This is a genomic window from Verrucomicrobiota bacterium (genome assembly GCA_016871535.1).
Classification (GTDB): Bacteria; Verrucomicrobiota; Verrucomicrobiia; order Limisphaerales; family SIBE01; genus VHCZ01.
Window position 1 is genome coordinate 1 of record VHCZ01000058.1, and the last position, 21,197, is coordinate 21,197.

17 protein-coding genes and 1 pseudogene are annotated in these 21,197 nt (G+C 58.9%); 8 read left to right on the forward strand and 10 right to left on the reverse strand.

The genetic code is table 11. The annotated features are described in order from the left end of the window. Nucleotides 1-404: 404 nt before the first annotated feature. The 6 genes from FJ398_10125 to FJ398_10150 form a co-directional block, all read right to left on the reverse strand. Entirely contained in the window at nt 405-809 is a 405-nt protein-coding gene (locus FJ398_10125; GenBank protein ID MBM3838305.1) for a hypothetical protein, read from the reverse strand. A 182-nt stretch (nt 810-991) separates the two neighbouring features. Next, complete coding sequence (locus FJ398_10130) at nt 992-1,945, reverse strand: sugar phosphate isomerase/epimerase (protein ID MBM3838306.1); 954 nt, start codon at nt 1,943-1,945, stop codon at nt 992-994. Between the two features lie 137 nt (nt 1,946-2,082). Further along, on the reverse strand, nt 2,083-3,135 hold the full coding sequence (locus tag FJ398_10135; protein ID MBM3838307.1) for a hypothetical protein: 1,053 nt from the start codon (nt 3,133-3,135) through the stop codon (nt 2,083-2,085). A gap of 6 nt (nt 3,136-3,141) precedes the next feature. Further along, entirely contained in the window at nt 3,142-4,650 is a 1,509-nt protein-coding gene (locus FJ398_10140; GenBank protein ID MBM3838308.1) for a flotillin family protein, read from the reverse strand. 11 nt (nt 4,651-4,661) lie between these two features. Next, on the reverse strand, nt 4,662-5,219 hold the full coding sequence (locus FJ398_10145; GenBank protein ID MBM3838309.1) for a hypothetical protein: 558 nt from the start codon (nt 5,217-5,219) through the stop codon (nt 4,662-4,664). A gap of 293 nt (nt 5,220-5,512) precedes the next feature. Beyond that, nucleotides 5,513-7,720, reverse strand: coding sequence for a tetratricopeptide repeat protein (locus FJ398_10150; protein MBM3838310.1), 2,208 nt, complete (start codon nt 7,718-7,720; stop codon nt 5,513-5,515). 402 nt (nt 7,721-8,122) lie between these two features. On the opposite strand from FJ398_10150, the gene FJ398_10155 reads away from it, so the two are divergent. Both FJ398_10155 and FJ398_10160 read left to right on the forward strand, forming a co-directional pair. Continuing rightward, nucleotides 8,123-9,238 (forward strand): glycosyltransferase family 4 protein, encoded by a 1,116-nt coding sequence (locus FJ398_10155; protein MBM3838311.1) that lies wholly within the window; start codon nt 8,123-8,125, stop codon nt 9,236-9,238. Between the two features lie 2 nt (nt 9,239-9,240). Beyond that, nucleotides 9,241-10,824, forward strand: coding sequence for an FAD-dependent oxidoreductase (locus FJ398_10160; GenBank protein ID MBM3838312.1), 1,584 nt, complete (start codon nt 9,241-9,243; stop codon nt 10,822-10,824). A 40-nt stretch (nt 10,825-10,864) separates the two neighbouring features. On the opposite strand, the pseudogene FJ398_10165 reads toward FJ398_10160, so the two are convergent. Further along, nucleotides 10,865-11,582 (reverse strand): annotated as a pseudogene (locus FJ398_10165) (NAD(P)-dependent oxidoreductase). Nucleotides 11,583-12,031: 449 nt separating this feature from the next. On the opposite strand from FJ398_10165, the gene FJ398_10170 reads away from it, so the two are divergent. The 6 genes from FJ398_10170 (at nt 12,032) to FJ398_10195 (ending at nt 16,582) form a co-directional block, all read left to right on the forward strand. Continuing rightward, entirely contained in the window at nt 12,032-12,505 is a 474-nt protein-coding gene (locus FJ398_10170; GenBank protein MBM3838313.1) for a PaaI family thioesterase, read from the forward strand. A 173-nt stretch (nt 12,506-12,678) separates the two neighbouring features. Beyond that, a complete protein-coding gene (locus FJ398_10175; protein MBM3838314.1) occupies nt 12,679-13,386 on the forward strand; it encodes a hypothetical protein in 708 nt (235 codons plus the stop codon). Further along, the gene (locus tag FJ398_10180) at nt 13,383-14,174 is read left to right on the forward strand and encodes a hypothetical protein (GenBank protein MBM3838315.1); all 792 of its coding nucleotides are present in this window, start codon (nt 13,383-13,385) and stop codon (nt 14,172-14,174) included. The genes FJ398_10175 and FJ398_10180 overlap by 4 nt, the downstream gene beginning before the upstream one ends. 305 nt (nt 14,175-14,479) lie before the next feature. Beyond that, nucleotides 14,480-14,881, forward strand: a complete 402-nt coding sequence (locus FJ398_10185; GenBank protein ID MBM3838316.1) for a hypothetical protein — start codon at nt 14,480-14,482, stop codon at nt 14,879-14,881. Nucleotides 14,882-15,015: 134 nt separating this feature from the next. Further along, the gene (locus FJ398_10190) at nt 15,016-15,609 is read left to right on the forward strand and encodes a PIN domain-containing protein (GenBank protein ID MBM3838317.1); all 594 of its coding nucleotides are present in this window, start codon (nt 15,016-15,018) and stop codon (nt 15,607-15,609) included. A 46-nt stretch (nt 15,610-15,655) separates the two neighbouring features. Beyond that, nucleotides 15,656-16,582: a class I SAM-dependent methyltransferase gene (locus tag FJ398_10195; GenBank protein ID MBM3838318.1), complete on the forward strand. Its 927-nt coding sequence runs from the start codon at nt 15,656-15,658 to the stop codon at nt 16,580-16,582. Nucleotides 16,583-16,680: 98 nt separating this feature from the next. Here FJ398_10195 and FJ398_10200 read toward each other — a convergent pair whose 3' ends face one another. From FJ398_10200 to FJ398_10210, 3 genes are all read right to left on the reverse strand, one after another. Next, nucleotides 16,681-18,576, reverse strand: a complete 1,896-nt coding sequence (locus FJ398_10200; protein ID MBM3838319.1) for a hypothetical protein — start codon at nt 18,574-18,576, stop codon at nt 16,681-16,683. Next, on the reverse strand, nt 18,530-19,852 hold the full coding sequence (locus FJ398_10205) for a hypothetical protein (protein MBM3838320.1): 1,323 nt from the start codon (nt 19,850-19,852) through the stop codon (nt 18,530-18,532). The genes FJ398_10200 and FJ398_10205 overlap by 47 nt, the downstream gene beginning before the upstream one ends. A gap of 322 nt (nt 19,853-20,174) precedes the next feature. Further along, entirely contained in the window at nt 20,175-21,065 is an 891-nt protein-coding gene (locus tag FJ398_10210; protein MBM3838321.1) for a terpene cyclase/mutase family protein, read from the reverse strand. Between the last annotated feature and the right edge of the window lie 132 nt (nt 21,066-21,197).

Genomic DNA, 21,197 nt, shown 5'->3' on the forward strand with positions numbered 1-21,197 from the left:
GTCTTTTGTCCGTGGCCTGCGTTGGCTCGGTCCTTACAGCCCGCGTTGGGGATGCTCGGACCTCGCCGCCTTGGCCACAGCCAAAATCCCTCGCCGCAGGACCCCGCGCAATTTTCGGACACGCTCTTAGACCCTGGGCCGCAGTTACCCTCGCGGGCGCGGTCTCGTTCCCCAAATCCGGTGCGCAGATCACCCCGGACACAAGCCCAATCCTTCGCATCGAGAAGCGCGAGGGAAACGTCCTGATTCACACCCCATCCGAAGACACTCCGGGCGTATTCGTGCTCTGGGCTGGATCGACAGAAGCGAGCCAACGCACCACCTCTCCCCAGCCCTCTCCTCCCTTCGGGAAGAGAGGGAGAAGACTTCGTTGACCGACCGCTTTAATTTTAATCGCACCCAGCTCAAGGCCGAGGCTCGCTCACTGCAAACGCAGCGACGGGCTCGGCGGGCTTCGGTTCGGAGAGTTCTTCCGTTTGCTCCTCGCCCTCGCCCGCCGCGCGCGGCCAGATGTGAAATCCGCCGCGGCAACCATCATGGATTTCCCATGTGCCCCAGATTCCTTTGCCTTCCCGGAAACCTCGGTAGAAGACGTCGTGCGATCCGGGGTAAGTCTTGGTCCAATGACATTCCAGCGACGCCGCGTCGTATCGGCCTTGAATGAGAAATCGGCCCACGTCATCGTTCCCATCGCCGCTCATGCGGCCGCCAGCAAAGGAGAGATGCAAGCTCATCCGATGTTTGTCCTTCGGACCCGAGTAATTGTAGAAACCGACCCATGGCCCGGACGGGAATAGGTTTTCGCTCACGAAGGGACTGTTAGACCAGGGGCGCGGGATTGTCAAAGGATGGGGAGCACTGGGCGGCTTGGCAGCAAGCGCAATTCGTTACAACGGCCTTCGTTCTCTTCGTTGCCTTCTGTTGAAATGCAATCCGACATCGAACATCCGACATCGAACGCCGACCATCGAACAAACCGTGACCATTCCGATCAGGTCTCAAACGCCTTGCGCAGGAGATCAAGGCTCTTCGCCACGGCGACGTCGGCGTCCTCTTTGCCTTCGAATTCGAGCGAGACGTAGCCGTGGTAATTCACTTCGGACAAAATCCGCGCGACCCGCGTGTAATCCAAATCCAGCGTGTACCATTCGCCCCCGCCGAAGTAAGTCTTGGCCTGGACGAAAATCGTTTTCGGGGCGATTTGCTTCAGCTTCTCATAAGGATCTTCCAGGAAGTTACCCGTGTCCATCAGGACGCCCAGCCAGGGCGAGTTGATCGCATTAACGATGCGGAGCAAGCCTTCCGGCGTTCGGGCGAGGCCCCAGTGGTTTTCCAGCGCCAGCAGCACGCCGCACTCCTCCGCTTTCGGCAGGCAGCGTTGCAGGCTGTCGATGCACCACTTGAATCCTTCCTCCTCGGTGTGGCCCGGCAAGATCGGCTCGATGCCGCGATTGGCCATCAGGGTGTCGAAGTTCACCGTGTTCCATCGGCCCGTGTTGATGCGGATGCTCGGCGCGCCCAACTGATAGGCGATTTCGATGCACTTTTTGGTGTGCTCGACGTTGGCCTGGATTTCTTCGGGCTTCGGACTGACAAAAGTTTGATGCGTGGAAAGGCAGATCAGTTCGACACCGTTGACGAACGCGAGGCGTTTGAGGCGGCTGCAATACGCGCGGTAAGCGGCGTCCAGCGGCCCCTTTTCTTCGCCGTCCATTTGCCGGTGCAAAATGTCCACGCCGCCGACGCCGAGTCGCGCGGCTTTTTCAATGACGGATTCGATGGACACTTTCGGGCGCCGAAAGTGCCAGTACGAATAGGTGGAGATGCCCAGTTTGATTTTGGAAGCCGTGGCGGAGCTTGCGGCGCTTGCCCGGTCCGCCCCAAACACGGTGGATGCGGCTGCCAGGCCAGTTGAGGTTAAAAAGAATCGGCGTGTTAAGCTCATGTTCCCTTGCTGTTTTCAGTGGTTCGTGTGCCCGGCCATTCGCTTTGACCTTAGACCCGGCTCTGCTCTTTGAGAATCTTCATTTCGGCGACGCTTTTCATGCACCCAACTTTGAACTTTGAACTCCCGGCGTTTGGCTAATGTTTGGAGCGAAAGAACGACTGGATTTTCGGCGGGAGCAGTTGGGAGAGCGCATCCTTGGCCGCCGAGGCCGCCCAGGCGGAGAGCGGTTTCCATTCGGAGCCGCCTTCGGGTTTGGCCAACGTTTGCCAATCGATACGACCGTCCGCGATCCACTCCATGATCTTGCCGCCCGTGACCGGCCCGTAAATCTTCCGGTCGCTGGCCACGATCCGGTATTTCTGAGCCGCTTCCAGCCGCAACACCTTCTGCACGGCGCCAGCCGCAGATTTCGTCTTTTCCACCAGCTTGGCCGCCGGCCCTGCGGCGGGTTCGGAGGTCGCCTCCGCAGTTTCTGTTGGCACAGGTGTGGTCTGAGTTTGGGTTACAACGTGGGCGTCTCCGATTTTGAACTCCGGGAATTTCATTTCGCCAACGGCCAGCGAAGGAAGCTCCGCCAGCGGCGTGGAAGCTGGAGAGCTGCGCTCTGCCGTCGCAGAAGTCGCCGTCCTGAAGGTGTCAAGGGTCTGGTAGCCGTTCATCAACCATTCGAGTTTCCCATTTGTAATGTCCAGCAGCAATCCATGCACGGGAATCTTCGGACCGATCAGCGGGCTGTGGCGCACGATGTCCGCGGCTTTGAGCACATTTTGCCGTTCGCTGGCGGAAAGGCCGAAAAACTCGACCAGGTTCTCCGGCAACCGCGCGCGTTCCACTCCGAGTTGGCGAAACCGCTCGGTAAGCTGAAGAATCGTGGTCTTGCAGACCAGGCAATCCGTGTGGCCGACGATGGCGATTTCCTTGCCGCCCTTAACCGCGCAAGCCAGGGCCAGCGTGCGCATCATCGAACTCATCGAGTCGAAAATGATGTTGCCCGCGTTGCGCAGCCAGATGAAGTGTTCCTCGCGCACGCCGAGCACTTCCGGAATCAGCGGGTTCAACCGCGGATCGATGCAGGTCAAAGCCACGACCGGCAACGCGTCCGTGAACTCGTCGGGGCGCAAGCCCGCCGTTTTGTCACCGGACAGTGCCCGGTGATTCGCTTCCACGATGGCTTCGAAGAGGCGCATGCAGGTTTACTCCTTTCCCATCGCCTTCTTCAGCGCTGGCACTTGTTCGAGCAACTTTTGGAAACTCACGCCGGTCAAACTCTCCAGCACCGGCGGCAACTGGCTGATGATTTCCGTGACGTCGCCGGTGACCTTGCTCGCCCCGCCGCCGGAGCCGCCACTGTTGATGATCACGATCTTCTCGGTCTTCGCGAGCGGCTCGCTCACTTTGCCCGCCACGTCTGGCAGCACGCGCACAATCATCTCGATGACGGCGGCTTCGTTGTACTGCTTGAACGACTCGGCCTTCATCCGCATGGCCTCGGCGGTGGCTCTGCCTTGCGCTTCGATGATCGCGGCTTCGGCCAGACCGCGAGCCTGATTGGCTTCCGCCTCGGCGATGCCGGTGGCTTTGGCGACGTCGGCTGAGGCGAATCCTTGTGCCTTGGCCGCCGAAGCCGCGCCCGCTGCTTCCGTCTCCAATTGGAATTTCTTCGCGTTCGCAAGGGTCTCGACTTTGTAGCGCTCGGCGTCGGCCGGTTTCTGCACGTTGGCTTCCAACTCGCGCTGCTTGCGCAGGATTTCCTGCTGCTGCAACTCGATCTGCTTCTGCTTCTCGATGATGCTGACCTGAACCTCTTCCGCTTTGACGAGCTGGCCCGTCTTGAATTTTTGCAGGTCGTACGCCAGGTCGGACTCCGCCTTTTTCTGGTTCACCGCGGCCTGGTATTGCGCAACGTTCGATTGATAATCGCGCTGCGCTTCGGCGATTTTCGTGTCGGCGATAAACTTCGCTTCCTGGCCCGCTTGCTGGGCCTGGGACGACTTGATCATCGCGTCGCGGTCGGCCTCGGCCTGGGCGATTTGGGCGTCGCGTTTCACCTGGGCGATGCGCGGTTTGCCCAATGCTTCAAGGTACCCTTGCGAATCCCGAATGTCGCGAATCGTGAAGCTGACGATCCCCAAGCCCATGTTCGCCATGTCGCCCGCCGCGACCTCCTGGACCTTGGAGGCGAACGCATCGCGGTTCTGATAAATGTCCTCGACCGTCATTGTGCCGAGGATGGCGCGCAGATGGCCTTCCAGGGTCTGCGTGGCGATGTTGCGGATTTCATCCGTCGATTTGCCCAGGAACTGTTCGGAAGCGGTGGCGATCGAAATATCGTCGCCCTTGACTTTGATTTGGGCGACGCCGTCCACGCGCACGGGCACGCCTTTGCTCGTATAAACTTCCGGGGTCTGCACGTCGATGGTGAGCAGTTCCAGGGAGAGAACATCGACCTTCTCAAAGATCGGCCAGATGTAAGCGCCGCCGCCTTTGACAATGCGGAAGCCGCGTTCGTGGACCGCGCCGTCCGGATCTTTGACCTTGCGCCGAATACCGGAGACGACCAGCACTTCGTTCGGGCCGACCTTGGTGTACCGGCTCAGCATGTAGGCGAACAGGATGAGGACGACCAGGACGATGATGATGGCTGAGCCAATGATCAGTGCGCTGCTCGGCAACAGTTGGGCCAGGAAAAGGTGGGGATTCATAGGATTCGCGGCTAAACTTTCCTCACGTAGTATTGAGAACCGGCGACCCGCGTTATGACCACGGGCGCGCCGTTGCCCACGGCCACCCCATGCTCTTCCCGCGCCGGCGCCGTGTAGCGCGTGCCGGCATAAACATACGCGATCTCTCCGACGCCGTTTTCCGGAATTGGAGTAATGATCGTGGCCGACGTTCCGACGAGGTTCGCGACTTGCGGTTCACTGGAACTCGCGGTCCTCGCCATCAAGTTGCGCAGGAGGATCAGGAACGTCCCGGCAATGCACCCCGCGCCCAGCACAGCCAGCGGGGCGCTGATCCACGGGCTTTTGGTCGCCTCAATCTGGCTGAAAATAATTCCCAGACCGCCAAAAGACGTGACGAATGAAGCGATGACGGTTGGACTGAAAATGGAAATCCCCGGAGCGTCGCTCATGTCCGCACCGGCCTCAGCGTGCCCGCCGCTGCCGATCACGTGGGCGTCGTGGCCGCCGAAGACATGGCCTGCAATCGCTGTGAAGAGAACGAAAACAACCCCGACCACCAGACAAACCAGGTAAATGAGAAATTCCATACGCTGCCGTCTTGGTTCTGGGCGATCATTAGAGCATTCTCGAACCCCAGCAAGGAAATTTGTGGCGCGACACTGTAGGGCAGGCTTCCAGCCTGCCAAGACTCTTTAGCCTGATACTTCTGGAATCTCTTCTCAGATTTTCTAACCACAGATGAACACGGATTCACACGGATAGGAGGGAAGTTTTGATCCGTGTGAATCCGTGTTCATCCGTGGTTGAATCAAATTCCGGATTCATTGCGGCGCGTCTGCTTGCCGGCAAAATGCGTGACTGGGCAGGCAGGATGCCTGCCCTACGTTCGGGCCAGGAATCGTTCGAGGCCTCTCACCGCCTCGGCATCGTTATAGACCTTGGATTTGCCAGCATTGATCTGCGAAGCAATTTGCGCACGCCACGAACGGTCCAACGCCAGACGCGCGGACTTCTGGACATAATCCTCCAAATCCCGGGCCACAGTTTCTTCGATTCCAAGCCGTTTCAAGATCGCCGCCGTATGCCGCGAGCGCATCATCTCGCCCGGCAGCGTCACGGCCGGCTTGTCAAATGCGATCGCCTCGAGCGTCGTGTTGCCGCCGGACCAGCCGATGCTGTCCAGGATAATGTCCGACTCCCTAACCAGGCCGAGAAAAGACCCGAACTTCATCTTCGGAAGGATGCGCAGATATCGATTTGGGTCGAGCCCGTGCTTCGTGAAGGTTTCAGCCAGCCTGTTGCGGAAAAGTTCCGTCACCTCCTTCGAATCCAAACCGATAAACCAGAATTCGGAATGAGGCGCCTGGGCCGCAATCTTCGGAACCAAATCGTCATACTGCGGCAACAGCTTGAAGAGGCTTTGCAAACAAAGAAAATAGGCCTTGCCGGGGTCGCGCTCGCCTAATCTTTCCGGCCGGAGCGCGACTTCAACATCGGGCGGCGGATAGGAAATCGAGAGGTTCGGCAGCCGGACCAGCGTTTCCGAATAATGAGTGCCGGCTCCCGGACCTTCCATCAGGTCGCTCGACAGAAAATAATCGATGGTCTCCAGTCCGGAGGTCACGGGATGTCCCCACGCCATGCATTGGACCGGCGCCAACCGCAAGGCGGCCAGGCTTTGCGTAACCGGATCCATGCCGATCTCCGGGTAGATCAGCACGTCGAGTTCGCACGCCCCGATTCGCTGGATGATTTCGTCCGGGGAACGAAACTGGGAATAGAAATGAGGCGTCTGGTCCCGCAAGTGCATCGACGCTTTGTCGAAGTCTTTGCCGGTGTGAAAACAAAACACCTCAAACTCGTCCCGGTTGAGGTGCTTGATCCATCCGTGAAAAAGTTTGAAGACCGTGTGCAAGCAGAAGAATGCCGAGACGAAGCCAACTTTGAGTTTCCTGCCCGCAACGCGGCGCGCCGCCCTTGGCTGGACCCAATCCGGATGAGCCTGGGCGGCCAGGCGTGAGAGCACTTTCGCGTACGTTCGCTGCTCCGCAAGGTCGTTGAAACCTTGATAGTGCAAATAGAAGTTGGTGTGCGGCGCGGTGAACGGCAGCCTGGCCTTGCGCGAGACCGCGTGAGTCTCGACGAAACTCAGAAACTTTCGGACGCCTTTCTGCCAGCGTGGGCGGTGGAACTGAATTTCGTCGGCGTTGCGATAGAGGATTGGCAACGCCAGGCACGTGTTCCATTGCGCGTAAAAATTTGCCGGGTCGAGCGTGGCAGCCTTCTCGAAGCAAGCCAGCGCCTCGTCGAATTGCCCTCGCTCCCGGAGCGCGTGGCCCAGCTCCAGAAAACCTTTGGCATTCGAGGGCGCGCGTTGCACCACTTGCCTTAACTGCGCGACAGCCGCGGCGGAGTCGTCCCGGGCATTGAAGGCGCGCGCCAGTCCAATCAAAGCGTCGGCGTAGTCTGGCCGGAGCTGAACTGCCGCCTGGAATCTCTCGACCGCGGCGTCGAGCTGGCCCTCAGCCAAAAGGAGATTGCCCAGATTCAAATGAACTTCCGGAATCGACGGAGCGATCCGCCGCGCATTCTCGAAGGCGTCGATCGCTTCTTGCGTTCGGCCCTCGGCGGCGAGCGCGCTGCCGAGATTGTTCCAGGCCTGGGCGAATTCCGGATGGATCCGCAGCGCAGTTTGAAACGACTCGATGGCTCGGGCGTTTTGTCCCTTTCTTTGCAGGACACTTCCAAGGTTCGTGTGAGTCTGGGCGGAATTGAAATCGCGGCTGAGCGCTTTGGAGTATGCGTCGAGCGCCCGGTCCAGTTCGTTCAATTCGGCGAAAAATAGACCCAGGTTGCTGTGGAAGGCGGCGCGATTGGGCTCCAATTCGATGGACCTCAGGAGCAGCGCCAGGGCGGCGTCGGTCTGCCGCTGCCGATGCTTGCACAAGCCGAGGAAATGCAAGGCCACCGCGTGATTCGGTTCCGTGGCGAGAACGGCCTCGAACGCGCGCGCGGCGCGGTCGATTTGGTTCCCGGCAAACAGGTTGATGGCGTCCTGAATCGGCTCCGGTGAGTTTTGCATACGCATCCGCCAAGCCCAGAATCGCGCGGTTACATTCGCAAGCTCGACGAGCAATCGCAGTCTGCTGCGGAGCCGCGAGCGGTCAATGATATTGTTTCTGGAAAGTGTCCTGTTCCTTTCGGACCTGCATTCGGCCCATGAACCCGGTAGGGCGAGTCCGTCCCGGCGAGCCGACCGACGTGCGTGGAACACGTCCGACTCGGCTCGCTGGGACAGGCTCGCCCTACCATCTGGTTCATGGGAAGCCGCGATGAATTCCGGATCGCGTCTTGAAGCCAAAAACGCCTCGGCGGGATAGTGTGCCCTGTGAGGGCGAAGGAGTGGGTTCGTTTCGGAAAGGCACGGGGAGACCGGGGAGACATTCAAGGTTGCGAACTCACCTCAGCCAAATAAAATGCTCAGCCGCGCATGCGCATCGCGTTGCTCAATCCCAATCTGGCCCACGAATACGACGTCGAGACGCCGTTCCAGCAAGCGCTGGCCGGTTCGCAATCGGCGCAATGTTATCTGGCGATTGAACTGGCGCGGCGCGGGCATGAAGTCGGGCTGTTCAATGGAACGAAAGCCAGCCGCGTCTTGCGGGGCGTTCGGTGCGCGCCGTTGAGTGAGTTGGCGGGCTGGGGCAAGCCCGACGCCATCCTCGTTCTCAATTCGCCCAATCACGCCCGCGAATTGAGGCAGAGGCTTGGCCCGGAGGTTTTGATTTTCTGCTGGGAACACAATCCGTGGAGCCCGGACGCGAATTACACCGCGTTCCTCCGGGCGCCGCTCTGCGCGCGCGATTTGATTCTGTGCGTGAGCGAATGGCAGCGGCAGAATTACCTCGCCGGCGGCCAGGTTCCTCCTGAGAGGATCTTCGTGCTGCGCAATGCCATCTCGCCCTTTTTCGAATCGATGTTCGCGGAGCGCGATCCCATTCTGGATTTCAAAGCCTGGCCGCCGGTGATGGCGTTCACCAGCACGCCCTACAAAGGGCTCAAGGCGGCGGCGGTGTTTTTTCGAGAGCTGCGCAAGGTGGATCGGACTGTGACGTTGAATATCTTTTCCAGCTTCGAGATGTACCCGCCCAACAACGAACATCGCCTGGACCGGTCCTGGTACGAGTTCTACGAATCCTGCCGCGCGATGCTCGGCGTCAATTATATCGGCAACGTGAGCCAGTCGCTTCTGGCGCGGACGCTCAAGACGACGCTGGTTTTGTTTTTCCCGAGCACGTTGCCGGAGGTTTCAAGCATCTGCATCATGGAAGCCATGGCCGCGGGCTGCGTGGTCATCTGCTCAGGGCTTGGCGCGTTGCCGGAGGTCATGTCTGGGTTTGGGCATGTGATTGAACTGGAGGACGGCAAGATCGTTCAGGGCCGGCATTTCATTACGCGCGCGCTGATGCTCCTGGAGGAATTCAAGCGTGGTGATGAAAAGCTGGGGCAAAGCCTCAAACAGCAGGTGGCTTACATGAACGCGAATTGCCGCTGGTCCGTGCGCGCGGCGGAATTTGAAGGCATCGTCCGGGAGATTCTCAAATGAAAATGACACGCATCACCTTGCGGAAGACATTCGTTGTCGTCGCTTTGGTCCTTTCGCAAACCACCAGGCTCTGCGCCGCCGAAATCATCGAGGCCGATCTCTGTGTTTACGGTGGAACCTCTGGCGGAATCGTCGCCGCAGTGCAGGCCGCGCGCGTGGGAAAGACCGCGGTCCTGGTGGAGTTCGGAAGTCACCTCGGCGGCATGACCACGGGCGGCCTGGGCGCGACGGACATCGGGAACAAAGCGGCCATCGGCGGAATCGCGCACGAGTTTTATCGCCGGCTTGGCCGGCATTATGGAAAGGACGAACAATGGACCTTTGAACCGCACGTGGCCGAAAATCTGTTCTTTCAGATGATCAACGAAGCCCGCGTGCCCGTGTATCTCCAGCAACGGCTGGCTTCGGTGAAGAAGGAAGGCGCGCGCCTCGCCGAGATCACGATGGAGAGCGGAAAGATTTTCCGTGCCAGGATGTTCGTGGACGCAACCTACGAGGGCGACTTGATGGCGAAAGCCAAAGTCAGCTACACCGTCGGACGCGAGGCCAATTCCCAGTACCGGGAAACGCTCAATGGCATTCGCGCCGAGACGCCCAAACACCAATTCACGGTGGCTGTCGATCCGTACGTGAACCCCGGCGACCGATCGAGCGGTTTGCTGCCGTTCATCCAGGCTGGTGATGGCGGCGTGCCCGGCGAAGGCGATCATCGCGTGCAGACCTACAACTATCGCCTTTGCTTCACGACGAACGCCGCGCAGCGCCTCCCGTTGCCGAAACCGGCAAGCTACGATCCGGCCCAATACGAATTGCTGGCGCGCTATCTCGAAGCGCTCGGGGCCGCGGGCCGGAAACCGGCGCTCAGCCAATTCTGGCACCCGATCTGGATGCCGAACGGCAAGACCGACATCAACAACAACGGCGGATTTTCGACCGACTTCATCGGCATGAATTACGATTATCCCGAAGCCGATTACGCGACGCGCCACCGAATCGCGAAGGCGCACGAGGATTACACGCGCGGCTTCATCCACTTTCTCGCGACCGACCCGCGCGTGCCGCAAAATATTCGCGACGAGATGCAGCGATGGGGTCCGGCGCAGGACGAGTTTCTCGACACCGGCGGCTGGCCGAATCAGCTCTACGTTCGCGAAGCGCGCCGGATGGTTTCGGATTACGTGATGACCGAGCACAATTGCCGTGGCGCCGTCAAAGCGGAGGACGCGGTCGGGTTGGGCGCTTACAACATGGATTCACACAACTGCCAAAGGATCGCGATGAACGGCCGCGTGCTCAACGAGGGCGACGTGCAAGTGCCGGTGAAGCCGTATCCGATTTCGTATCGGTCGATTGTGCCGAAGCAAAGCCAGTGCGAAAACCTGTTCGTGCCCGTCTGCCTTTCCGCGACGCACATCGCTTACGGATCGATCCGGATGGAACCGGTCTTCATGATTCTTGGCCAGTCCGCGGCGACGGCGGCCGGCATCGCCATCGACGAACGAGTTCCGATTCAAAAGGTGGATTACGAGAAGCTCCGCCGCCGGCTCCTGGCGGACCAACAGGTCCTGGAATGGTCGCCAAAGTAGGTCAGGGATCTTGCCTGACCAGACGGGCTCGAAGCCTGTCCTACTTTGGAAGGAAATCTGCCCCGTGGTCTTCCGGCTGATACCCGGTCAGCTTTTCCGCATTGCTCAGATCCCACAGATTGCCCTCGTTCTTGGAGAGTCCAAAGAAGATGGCGAAAGGCAGATCGGCCTGAATCGACTTCACGATGAGTTGCGTCAGATCGCGCGGACTGCACCAGTACTTCAACATGTCCGGCCGGGTTCGGAGCAACTCGCTATCGTATCCCTGAAACCACGCAATCCGCAGGCAAATCATCGACATCCCGTGGATATCCGAGTAGTGCCGCGCCAGCGCCTCGCCGAAAGCCTTCGTGCAGGCATAGACCGTGACGGGGCGCATGGGCATGTCGGGTGTGACGCGGACGCCGTCTCCGTAATTCACGATGGTCTGGCAGGTGCTCGCGTAAAACGACTTTCTTTACGCCCGCCTGGCGTGCGGCTTCGAAGGCGTTGTACACCCCCAGGAGGTTCATCGGGAGCAGCCGCGTGTGGAAGTCATCCTCGTCCGACACCGCGGCCAGATGCACCATCGTCCTCACGCCGTGGCACGCCTGTCGCACCGCGTCAAAATCACGGATGTCCGCCTGAATCACTTCATCGTCGCCGTCGGCTGGCAATGGTTTCGCGTCCAGCCATGTCTCGGCGCGGATTCCACTTGCCTCGCCAGGCGCGGATGCCGCCTTAACCTTGAGGCCGCAGGAGAGGAGGACGGATGCCAGGACAATTGCGCTCGCTTCCACGAATCGTTGGCGAAGTCGGCTTGGTCGGTTGGGAGGCGTGACGGGTTGGCTCACAGGCGCGATTGGACCAGAGCCCGGGACTTCAATCAAAAGGTTCTTCGCTGTCCTCAGTGGCGACGTACCGGTGGCTTGATCGTCACGTTCCCCTCACCCCGACCCTCTGCCTTGGGGAGAGGGAGAACGGGTTCCAGCGCTCGGCGCAAATGATGCGTCGCGGTTGGCCAACGGTGTGAACCGAGATTCCCTCTCCTTTGGGGAGAGGGCCAGGGTGAAGGGAAAGGGAGCGGACATCGGCCGGTTGTTTCCAAGGTCGCCCTCGGCGCCAGCCACTGAAAACAGCGAAGAGTCAGAAAACGACGGTGGAAATACGGCTCCAGGGCATCTTCTTTGAGGATGGCGATCATCGGAGAATTCGATAGGTTCCACGAATGCAAACGCTGCCAACCACGAAATCCTGCTTTGTCTGCGGGCGGCAAAACGCGCACGGCCTGCGGCTTCGTTTCGAGACTGATGGTGTCCGCGTTCAAACCCGGCTGACCTTCCGAGCCGAGCACGTGGGATTTCAAAACACCATCCACGGCGGATTGATCGCCACCTTGCTGGACGAGGTCATGGTCTGGGCATGTGGCGTGCGGACGAAGCGCTTCGCGTATTGCGCCGAGATGACGGTGCGCTACGCCCATCCGCTCCGGCCTGGAATCGAAGCGCTGGCCATCGGCGAGTTGGTGAGCAATAGGCGCGACAAACTCTTCGAAGCCCGCGGCGAGTTGCGCGACCCGCAAAACGTCGTCCTGGCCGCGGCGACCGGGAAATACCTTGCGATCAAGCCCGGCGAACTTTCCCTGATCGGCGAGGACTTCGACGGAGATATCATGGGCATCCTTGGCTCGATGCCTGGATAGGAGCATTCTTTCGTCGTTTACCGAATTGTAATAGCCACAAAGCTCAACCAGCGGCACCCTCAGAAACCTCGAACGAACAAAACTCTCAGTAAATTGTTGACATGAGAAAACGATCGATCAAGACGGGCGCGAAGGACAAGGCTTTGCTCCGAGAATTGGACGGACTCTGCGAAATGGGTATGCAGGGCGAAATCGTTCGGATGGTGGGGTGTCTCATATCGCAGAAACCCTTGTCTGCCGTGTTGTTCAATGAAGCGATTCGTGCATTGCTCGCTCATGGCGACGACCTCAAGCCATGGACATGTCGAATCGAAAAGGCTTACACATCCATGGGCCTGCGAAGCAGCCGGAGGTGCCGGTATTCCATGCTGTGCTTCTATCATTCCCTCGGCGATTCCCAAAAGGCTCTGGAGTTCATTCCCGCGCGGTTTTCGCCGACCGTGGCGCCACTAGAATTGGCTTTCGCACTCGACACTTTCAAGGCTCTGCGGCTTGTGAAGAAGGCCGATGCGTTGGTGCCGCGCTGCCTGAGAATACTTCACCGAATGGGCCGGTGTAACGAGATCAGCTTACTGCTCCATTCGCTGGCTGACTACTTTGCTTCGCAGCGGAATTGGGAAGGCGCCATAGCGCTTTGGGAAGAGTTGATCTCGGACGATGTGCTCGGTCCCCAGGCCTTCGTCGAGATCGCGGCCGCACGAGCAGCACAGGCCAGGCATACCGTCAAGGAAGGGCTGAACCATATCAACCTTCTGCGCAAGGCGGCCAAAGACGATTTGGCGATCACGCTTCCTGGCAATTTCAAAGCAAGGCTCGACGAAGCAGAAATGGAACTACTTGTAATCAAGGCAAGCTTGAATCAGTGCTTTCCGGAAGAATGAAACCAACACATCAGATTATGGAATGCCAACCAAACTCGCGTGCAAAAGGCTGCGGCTGCTCAGCCCAGGAAATCCACCAACCATTTCCACCGCGTTCGACTAAGCTGGGTAAGAATATGAATCGGAGCCTTGCTCAGTTCAAAAGAATCAGCCTCAAGAAAGACGGTGAAGTGTATGCCTACCTCCTGACGACAATACGACGCACGGCGAAAAACGGGCTACGACAGGAAGGGAGTGCGCCGAATTTCCAGGGTAACTGCATCACTCTGTGCACATGCAAACACCGCATGCGAACATGGCGTGATCAGTCAGATTGGAAGAAAGGCGTCTGGATAGCTGGACTGACAAACCTTGGGACCGTGAAGCCGGAATATGGCCTCTTCTATCTGATGCGTGTCGGCGATGCTTTTGAATCGCATTTCGACCTCTGGAACGCTCGTTACAGCCTCAAGGACGAATACGGCATGACGCTACAAGCGAAGGTGGCGCACAGGCACTTCCTCGGTGATATCTTCTTCCCGAAATCCTCTCCGCTTCTCGGTCGCGACCGGTTTCTACCAGAGAATTACCTTCGGCCAAAGGAAGAAGGACATTCCCATTCCCAAAGGCGCAATCCTAACCAGTGGCACAAGGATGTCCGTCGGGCGTACCTCTTAGTCGGCGATCCTAAATTGAGTTTTATTTGGGACAAACCGGAATTGCGCCTAAAGAAGGATCGGCATGCAAGAACGAAGAAATACCGAAGCGTTGCCGAATTTCTGGAGGCTTTCAAATCTCTCAAATCATAAGAATGAAAATCGCGCTTCTCCGCGTCGGAATCGATACTGGCTGCGGCGGTATCCACGGGCCACTCTTTCAGGATGGCCGATTTGAGTATGTCCCGATTCCGAGTGAGTCCGCCAAGGATGGGAGAACGTATGGCAACGTTCGCGGACGGTACGGAGGTTCTCTGGTGGAGTATTTTTCGGAACACAAGCAAGCGAGGATGAAAGACTCGCATATCCACTTTGATCCTGAGTTTGAGACGTTCACTTATGGCGACCCGACGCGACCCAAGGCGGGGCTGAGGCATCTTCAGAAAGGTGACTTCCTGGTGTTCTACGCCGGGTTGCAAGGATTTGATTTTGCGCGAGCGCCTGCTCTCTACCTCATCGGTTACTTCATCGTCAAGACGGCCGGCCTTGCGAAGGACTTTTCGCGCGACGCGATACGCCGTCTGTTCAGAAGGAACTATCACATCATCACCAAAGATCGCCGCCCTGGCCTCGTTTTGGTGAAGGGCGCCAAAGGAAGTCGTCTGTTGGAGAAGGCGCTGTGCATTAGTGAGGAGGGCGCAGACAGGAACGGCAAACCATTGAAAGTGTTGTCCCGGAAGATGCGGCGAACCTTTGGCGACTTTGCTGGGAAGGTCGGCATCCAGAGATCTCCGCCGCGCTGGATCCGTGAAGAACCTTGGCTCACCAAAACAGTCACCTTCCTGGAGCGGCTCGTATAAGATCTGACACGCCGGAGACATTCCGTGACTGGCTTGTGACTGGCTTGCTTCACCTGTGCGGATCGGATAGGGTCTGAGTGTCATGAAACGGCCTGCTCGCAAGCGGAAGAAACTGGATTACCCGGAAGAAACGAATGGCACGCGATGGGCGGCGGCAGCGCGGAGGCTCGCCAGCAAGCTCTCACCGGAGGAGGAAGCCGAACATTTCCGCCGGGCGATGGCAAAGGTCTATGGCCGCCAGCCCAAAGAAATCACTGGCGCTGGACACTAACGTTCTGCTGGACCTCGCCGAGGAGAAGGATTTCGCGCACGACTTCAGGGAGGAGTTCGCGGCGCGCGGCTACCATTTCCTCGCACCTCCAACAGTGCTTGCGGAACTAGAGATTCTCGCGAATTCAAATCTTGCACCGCAGTTCCATTTCGCAGAGATCGCCCTGAGAAAGCTCGCGCCCTGGAACTGTCAGCCATTTGCGCTGTCCACCACGGAGATTACCGTCTCCTATCGGTTTGCTGAGCGGTTGCTCGATCTGGGCCTCATCCCCGAAAGTGAGCGCAACGACGGCAAAATCCTGGCCCAGACCTCACTCGCAAGTATTGCACTGCTGGTCACGTCGGACAAACATCTGTTGAACATTGACGAAGAAGCATTCCTGCTGGCCTTTGGCGACTCTGACCTGCCGCCAGTGCATCCGGTTCATCCCAGGCGGTTGTTGAGAGCTTTGCGATAAATGAGAACTCAAATGCTCCGCGGGCGGCGAAGCGCGACGTAATCGAATGCGCGAACCGGTTCTCAATCGCTCCTGCCCGTTGTGCAACGAAGACAAGTCGCGTCTGTTTCTGCGGAAGGAAAGCCTCCGGTTGGTCCGGTGCCAGAGCTGTTCGATGGTCTATGCGAAGGCGGTCGGTTCCGAGTTCGCGTCGGGTTCCTTTTACGACCAACGCGGTGAATCCTTCTATCTCGCCTCCGACAAATTGCAGGGCGATCACGCGCCGGTCCGGTTTGAACGGGAGCTGAAGCTGTTTCGCGCTTACTGCCAGCAAGGCTCGGTCCTGGACGTTGGATGTTCGACCGGCGGATTCCTGATTGCGCTGAAATCCAGGCATCCGAAGGACTACTCGGTGTTTGGCACGGATGTCGTCGGATCCGCCCTGGATTACGCCGAGCAGCACGGGGTCGAAGTCATTCGAACTCCGTTTCTTGAGTTAAGCGAAAAGCAGACGTCCTTCGATGCCGTGACATTTTGGGCTGTGATTGAGCACCTCGTCGAGCCCAAACGATTTCTGAGCAAGGCGGCCAGGTTGCTGAAACCGGGCGGGTATTGCTTTGTGCTCGTGCCCAATCTGAAATCGCTCGCGGTCCGCGTCCTGGGCGCGAAATACCGTTACATCATGCCGGAGCATGTGAATTACTTCACGCCGGCCACACTGCGCGCTTTCGCTCGAAGCGGTCCAGAGTTCGAAGTTGTGACGCTGACTTCGACGCACTTCAATCCGGTCGTCATCCTGAAGGATTTCGTCGGCAAAGGGAGAGGCGTGCCGGACGCGGAGCGGGCGGGCTTGCTCAAGCGCACTACGGCCTGGAAACAGAATCGCTGGCTGGGGCCGGTCAAGGTTGTTTATTCCCTCGCCGAACGCATGCTGGCCGCGTTCAACCTGGCGGATAACCTCGTGTTCGTCCTGCGAAAGAAGCGCGCCGACTGAAGGAGCGGTGGACCACGAAGAACACTATTAAACCCACTCTTTTTGGCAGCCGCGGGACAGAACCCTGAACTTTGAACTCTGAGCAACGGGTCGGCCTGTCACCACCAACCTCCTTCCGCAGCAATCGGGCGGACCATTGGCCGGCCATCAAGAATGACCAAGGGGCCATCGATAGCGAGGCGTTCGCCTCGGATCAGCACGCGACCGGGACCACCCGGAACGAACACTCTGTTGCGCGGGATGGCCATGGGAACGGGCGGCATTCGCGGCACGACACTGGCCGTGGGCTTGGGCCGCGCGATCGGGTAGAACTGCACCCGCTCGAACGCAGCCGGATTCATGACGAGCTTGCCCAGGCTTGGGTGAGAACCGACGACTTCCTGTTGATCCCATTTCTCCAGGCGTAACGTCAGACTGCCGCCACGCCGGAACGTTGCGCGCACCGTGGAAGTGTTGTCCGGCGGGCGCTCCATTTTTTGCCCGGCCATTTGCAGGACCTTTATCCGGTCGATCGGAATGTCGAGCGTCGAGCCCTCCGACAAAAGAAACGTGGCCTTGCCCTCCTGCACGCGCTGAAGGTCGCCGGCAACTTTGTCGCCGTTTTGAAGCCGGCCCAAATCGGTTTTGCTTTCCGGCGCGGCGGAAGGTTTCTCATCGAACTGGCCGTCCCATTCCGTGACCCGGATATTGCTGAGTTTCACCGAGCCTTGCCCCTGGTGGACGAAGCGCACGCCCGTGCCTTTTCCGACGAAGTCATCCGTGTCGATCCACTGTTTGACGAGCAACCCGTCCACCATGAGGGCGATCATGCGTTTGGCTTTGTTAGCGCGGATTTCCACGTGGACCTTGTTTTTCTGGTTCAAGGCCGGCACGGAGGTCTGGCCCAGATAACGCAGCGGCTCTTGCTTGCTCACGGGCAGCAAATTGACCGTGTAACTGTTGAGCTGAAGGCTGTAGAAGCCGCCGAAATCAGGGCCGGTTTCTTTGGTCTGGAGATTGATGGGCTGCATGTAATCGGTGTAAAGGGCCACCGCGATGTAAAGCATGCCTTTCCAGTTCAAATCGAATTGAAGGCTGGCAACGTCCGGGAGTTTGAGGTCGCGCGCAATGGAGGCGGATTGCGTGGCGTAAAAAGCGCCGTTCTTGTAACTCCATTGTCCGGCATTCGGGACCGTCTGCACCAACCCCATCGTCCAGCCTTCCAGGCCGGCCGGGCCCTCGAAGACCGGAGGCCGTTCCACAGGCTTCGGTGAGACGGACTGAACGAACTTGCGGGGAATCTCGAGTTTGCCGGCGTACCAGGTTTCCAGGGTCACGCGCTCCGCGTCGATGGACAGCAGGTTTCCTTCGATCTCATCCTGGTTGCTCAGTCGAACTGTGCACGAGTTGGTGGATTCCTTCTGAGGTTGCGGACGGTACCCAAAACGAACTTCCGAGATCTGGTCCGAAATGAACTCGATCACTTCAGCCGCGGAAGGATGGCGCCAGCGGACGCCGATGGTCGGATCGATCAATTCCAAGGTCCCATAAAGCGTGTCGCCGTTATTCAGCAGGATCGCGTCGCGGGCGTCGTTGGCTAACACGGCAGCGCGGGTGGGTGTTGCGGTTTGATTGGCAGCCTCCGCAGCGACAACACGCCAGGACACAAGCGTAATCAGACAAGCCAACGCCAAACCCGGTAGGGCGAAGCGTGGGCTGGTAGGGACGCGTTCCACCGCGTCCCTGACATTGCTCTTTCGACCGCAGAGTAAAGTCAGGGACGGAGTGGAATCCGTCCCTACCCGATTCATGGGAAGCAGCCATGGCCGCGGCGCCATGCACTCGGCCCTTGAACCGATCGCCGGTAGGGCGAGTCCGTCCCGGCGAGCCGCTCCACGCGCTTTGAACACGTCCAGACCGGCTCGCTGGGGACAGGTTCGCCCCACCCAGCGGCTGATGGAAAGCTCCTCAATCATCCAGGTCCCAAATGTCGATGTTTGGCGCGTCGAGTTCATCCGTTTCCTTCATCGGTTGCGATTGGAATTGAATCTGGCGGATGGACGCGAGATTGACGGCCATTTTCCCGAAGTTCCGGCTTGTCCCGGCGATTTGCTCGCCTCCCCATCTCTCCAGTTGGAACGCCACGGACCCGCCGCCCGCGACGTCAAAGCGCAGTTCCCAGGGTTTGCGCGCGATGGTTTCCGAGGCGGATTCCTTCATGAAAATCTGCGTGACTCGCTCGACTGGAATATCCAGCGCCGTTTGCGGAATGGCAAACTGCAGCTTGCCCTCCCGAATGCCGCGCAACTCGCCCGTGACTTTGTCTTTGTTCGCCAAATAAACCAGGTCTTCGTTCACGGGGCCGGTCGGGACGGGGCGCGGTTCGATCACGCCGTTCCATTGCGCGACCCGCATGCGGCTGATCCGGATGGTCGAACCATCCATCTGGGTCGAGAAGACCACGCCCTGGCCCTTGGCCACGAAACCCGCGTGGTCTTTCCACTGGCTCACGGGCGTGCCATCGATCACGAGGGCGATGGTGGCGTCATCGCGGTTGGCGCGGATTTCGACGTGGACCTTGTTTTTCTTGAGCATGTCCGGGATTTGCGCCTGATGCCCCAGGCTCATCACGCCGGTGCCCGTCTGCACGCGCTGAAGGTTCACATAGCCAGGCGCCATGTGGAACATGTAGGAACTGACGCTGTAGTCGAAGCGATCTACGGCGTCGGTAAACAGAATGAAGCTCAAGCTGAAATGCCCGCTCCAAGACAAATCGAACTCCAGGCTGCACGACCCGGAAAGGCCCAGGTTGCGGCCCAGAATGCCGACGCTGTTAGCCACGAACGCGCCGTCCTTGTAACGCCAGCCTTTTGGGCCTTGCGTCATGATCCAGCCATCCGGCCCGCTCGGTCCTTCGTACAGAATCGCGAACCCTTTCGGAAAAAGCGTAATGGATTGGAGCGCATCGCGCGGCGCTTCGAGATCGCCGCCAAACCACGTCTCCAGGCGCAGTTTCTCCGCGTCGAGCGATTTCAAACTTCCAAAGACTTCATCGCCGTTGCCGAAGCGGAACCAGCAAGTCGGTTTCGACTCGGCGCTCACGCGCTGGGCGTTTTCGAATTTGATGGAAGCGATGCCGGCGGGCTGAAACTGGATCACGTTTTTCGCCGCCGGATGTTCCCATTGCACGCCCTGATTCGTATCCATGGAACGCAGACGCCCATGCACCGACGCGCCGTCAAGAAATTGGAGCAAGTGAGAAAAATCTCCGCGCGCTGCGGTCTGGTTCACATTTTTGACCGCCGGGGCCGTGTTTGTAATTTCTGCACGAACGGAAAGACCAAGGAACAGAAAGTGAGCGACGACAAAGATAAGCAAACAGAGCGGGTATGGAGTGAGATCGGGGGAGCACACGCGCCCTCGCGTGTTTCGACCGGCGCCTCGCCGGTCGAAATGAACGGGTCGATCTATGCCATGTTGATGGTTCCCTCGATTGAAACAACGTGGTCGGCGAGGGCGCCAACCACAGCACGCGAGGGCGCGTGCGCTCCCCAACGCGACTGGATACCGCAGATTGAAAATCTGCGCCACTTTGGCAGCGAACCGTTGCGCTTTACCGCTCATAAATCGGGAGAAACCGGTAATTCAAAGCCAGCGAAAGGAGGGATGCCGACGTCGCAAACGTCGGACCGAACTGGCCGTCCCAACTTCCATCAGGATTCTGCGTCGAAGCGAGCGTCTTGATGTTTCTTCGGTTCCAGGTTTGCCACTGCTCCGGCGAAATGTGAAAGAAAGCCTGCGACGCGTAGTAAAGGTAGTAATGGTAATAGCTCGATTCCAACGGGGCGTTCTTCAGGAAATTCGACGCGGCCTGGAACGCTTTCGAATTCTTGTCCTTCGCCAGCGCCAGGATCACGCAGCCAATGGCGGTGCGCGCGGCGTTGGCCGAAGTCCCGGCCGTGTAGCCGTAGCCGCCGTCCGACGTCTGGCAATTCGAGAAGAAGCTCAGCCCCTTTTTGATCGCCGCTTCCGGCACGTTGATCCCGGCGTTGCGCGCCGCGAACAACGCCACCATTTGCGCGCCGCTCACGGTGGTGTCGGCATCGGTGCTTTCCGGAGAATAACGCCAGGCGCCGAACGGATTTTTGGCCTGCGAATTCAGAATCAAGCTGACCGCCTTCTCCAGGGCCGGGCCCAGCCGGGGATCATCCACAGCGCCGTAAGCTTCCGCGAGCGCCAGGCATGCGAAACCGTGATTGTACATCGACCGGCCGATGTATCCGGTCTGCTGGTTCATCTGTTTCAGAATGAAGTCGAGACCTCGGCCGATCGAACTCTGATACGGGCCGAAATTCGGATCGTCGCCGTGGGCCAGCATGCTGAGCACGGCCAGCCCCACGACGGCCGGCTCGCTTCCGTAAGAGCGGTCCGGCCAGTGGCCCTCGGTATTCTGGCTGCGCGCCAGATATTGCATGCCTTTCACGTACATCCGCTCCACTTCCATCGGCGTGTTATCCGATTTCTCGATGAACAGCTCCTGGGCGCACAGTGACGAGGAGAGCAAAACCAACGCGATCGCAAGCGTAGCGCAGATTTGTAATCTGCCGTATCGCGGAATTGCATTCCGCACGGGCTC

What these genes read in the sequence shown, in the direction of transcription:
- FJ398_10155 (MBM3838311.1), top strand. Translation starts at nt 8,123, where the DNA reads ATGCGCATCGCGTTGCTCAATCCCAATCTGGCCCACGAATACGACGTC.
- FJ398_10140 (MBM3838308.1), bottom strand. Translation starts at nt 4,650, where the DNA reads ATGAATCCCCACCTTTTCCTGGCCCAACTGTTGCCGAGCAGCGCACTG.
- FJ398_10200 (MBM3838319.1), bottom strand. Translation starts at nt 18,576, where the DNA reads ATGAACTCGACGCGCCAAACATCGACATTTGGGACCTGGATGATTGAG.
- FJ398_10195 (MBM3838318.1), top strand. Translation starts at nt 15,656, where the DNA reads ATGCGCGAACCGGTTCTCAATCGCTCCTGCCCGTTGTGCAACGAAGAC.
- FJ398_10135 (MBM3838307.1), bottom strand. Translation starts at nt 3,135, where the DNA reads ATGCGCCTCTTCGAAGCCATCGTGGAAGCGAATCACCGGGCACTGTCC.
- FJ398_10210 (MBM3838321.1), bottom strand. Translation starts at nt 21,065, where the DNA reads ATGGAAGTGGAGCGGATGTACGTGAAAGGCATGCAATATCTGGCGCGC.
- FJ398_10130 (MBM3838306.1), bottom strand. Translation starts at nt 1,945, where the DNA reads ATGAGCTTAACACGCCGATTCTTTTTAACCTCAACTGGCCTGGCAGCC.
- FJ398_10150 (MBM3838310.1), bottom strand. Translation starts at nt 7,720, where the DNA reads ATGCGTATGCAAAACTCACCGGAGCCGATTCAGGACGCCATCAACCTG.
- FJ398_10175 (MBM3838314.1), top strand. Translation starts at nt 12,679, where the DNA reads ATGGGTATGCAGGGCGAAATCGTTCGGATGGTGGGGTGTCTCATATCG.
- FJ398_10190 (MBM3838317.1), top strand. Translation starts at nt 15,016, where the DNA reads ATGGCACGCGATGGGCGGCGGCAGCGCGGAGGCTCGCCAGCAAGCTCT.
- FJ398_10180 (MBM3838315.1), top strand. Translation starts at nt 13,383, where the DNA reads ATGAAACCAACACATCAGATTATGGAATGCCAACCAAACTCGCGTGCA.
- FJ398_10145 (MBM3838309.1), bottom strand. Translation starts at nt 5,219, where the DNA reads ATGGAATTTCTCATTTACCTGGTTTGTCTGGTGGTCGGGGTTGTTTTC.
- FJ398_10170 (MBM3838313.1), top strand. Translation starts at nt 12,032, where the DNA reads ATGCAAACGCTGCCAACCACGAAATCCTGCTTTGTCTGCGGGCGGCAA.
- FJ398_10160 (MBM3838312.1), top strand. Translation starts at nt 9,241, where the DNA reads ATGACACGCATCACCTTGCGGAAGACATTCGTTGTCGTCGCTTTGGTC.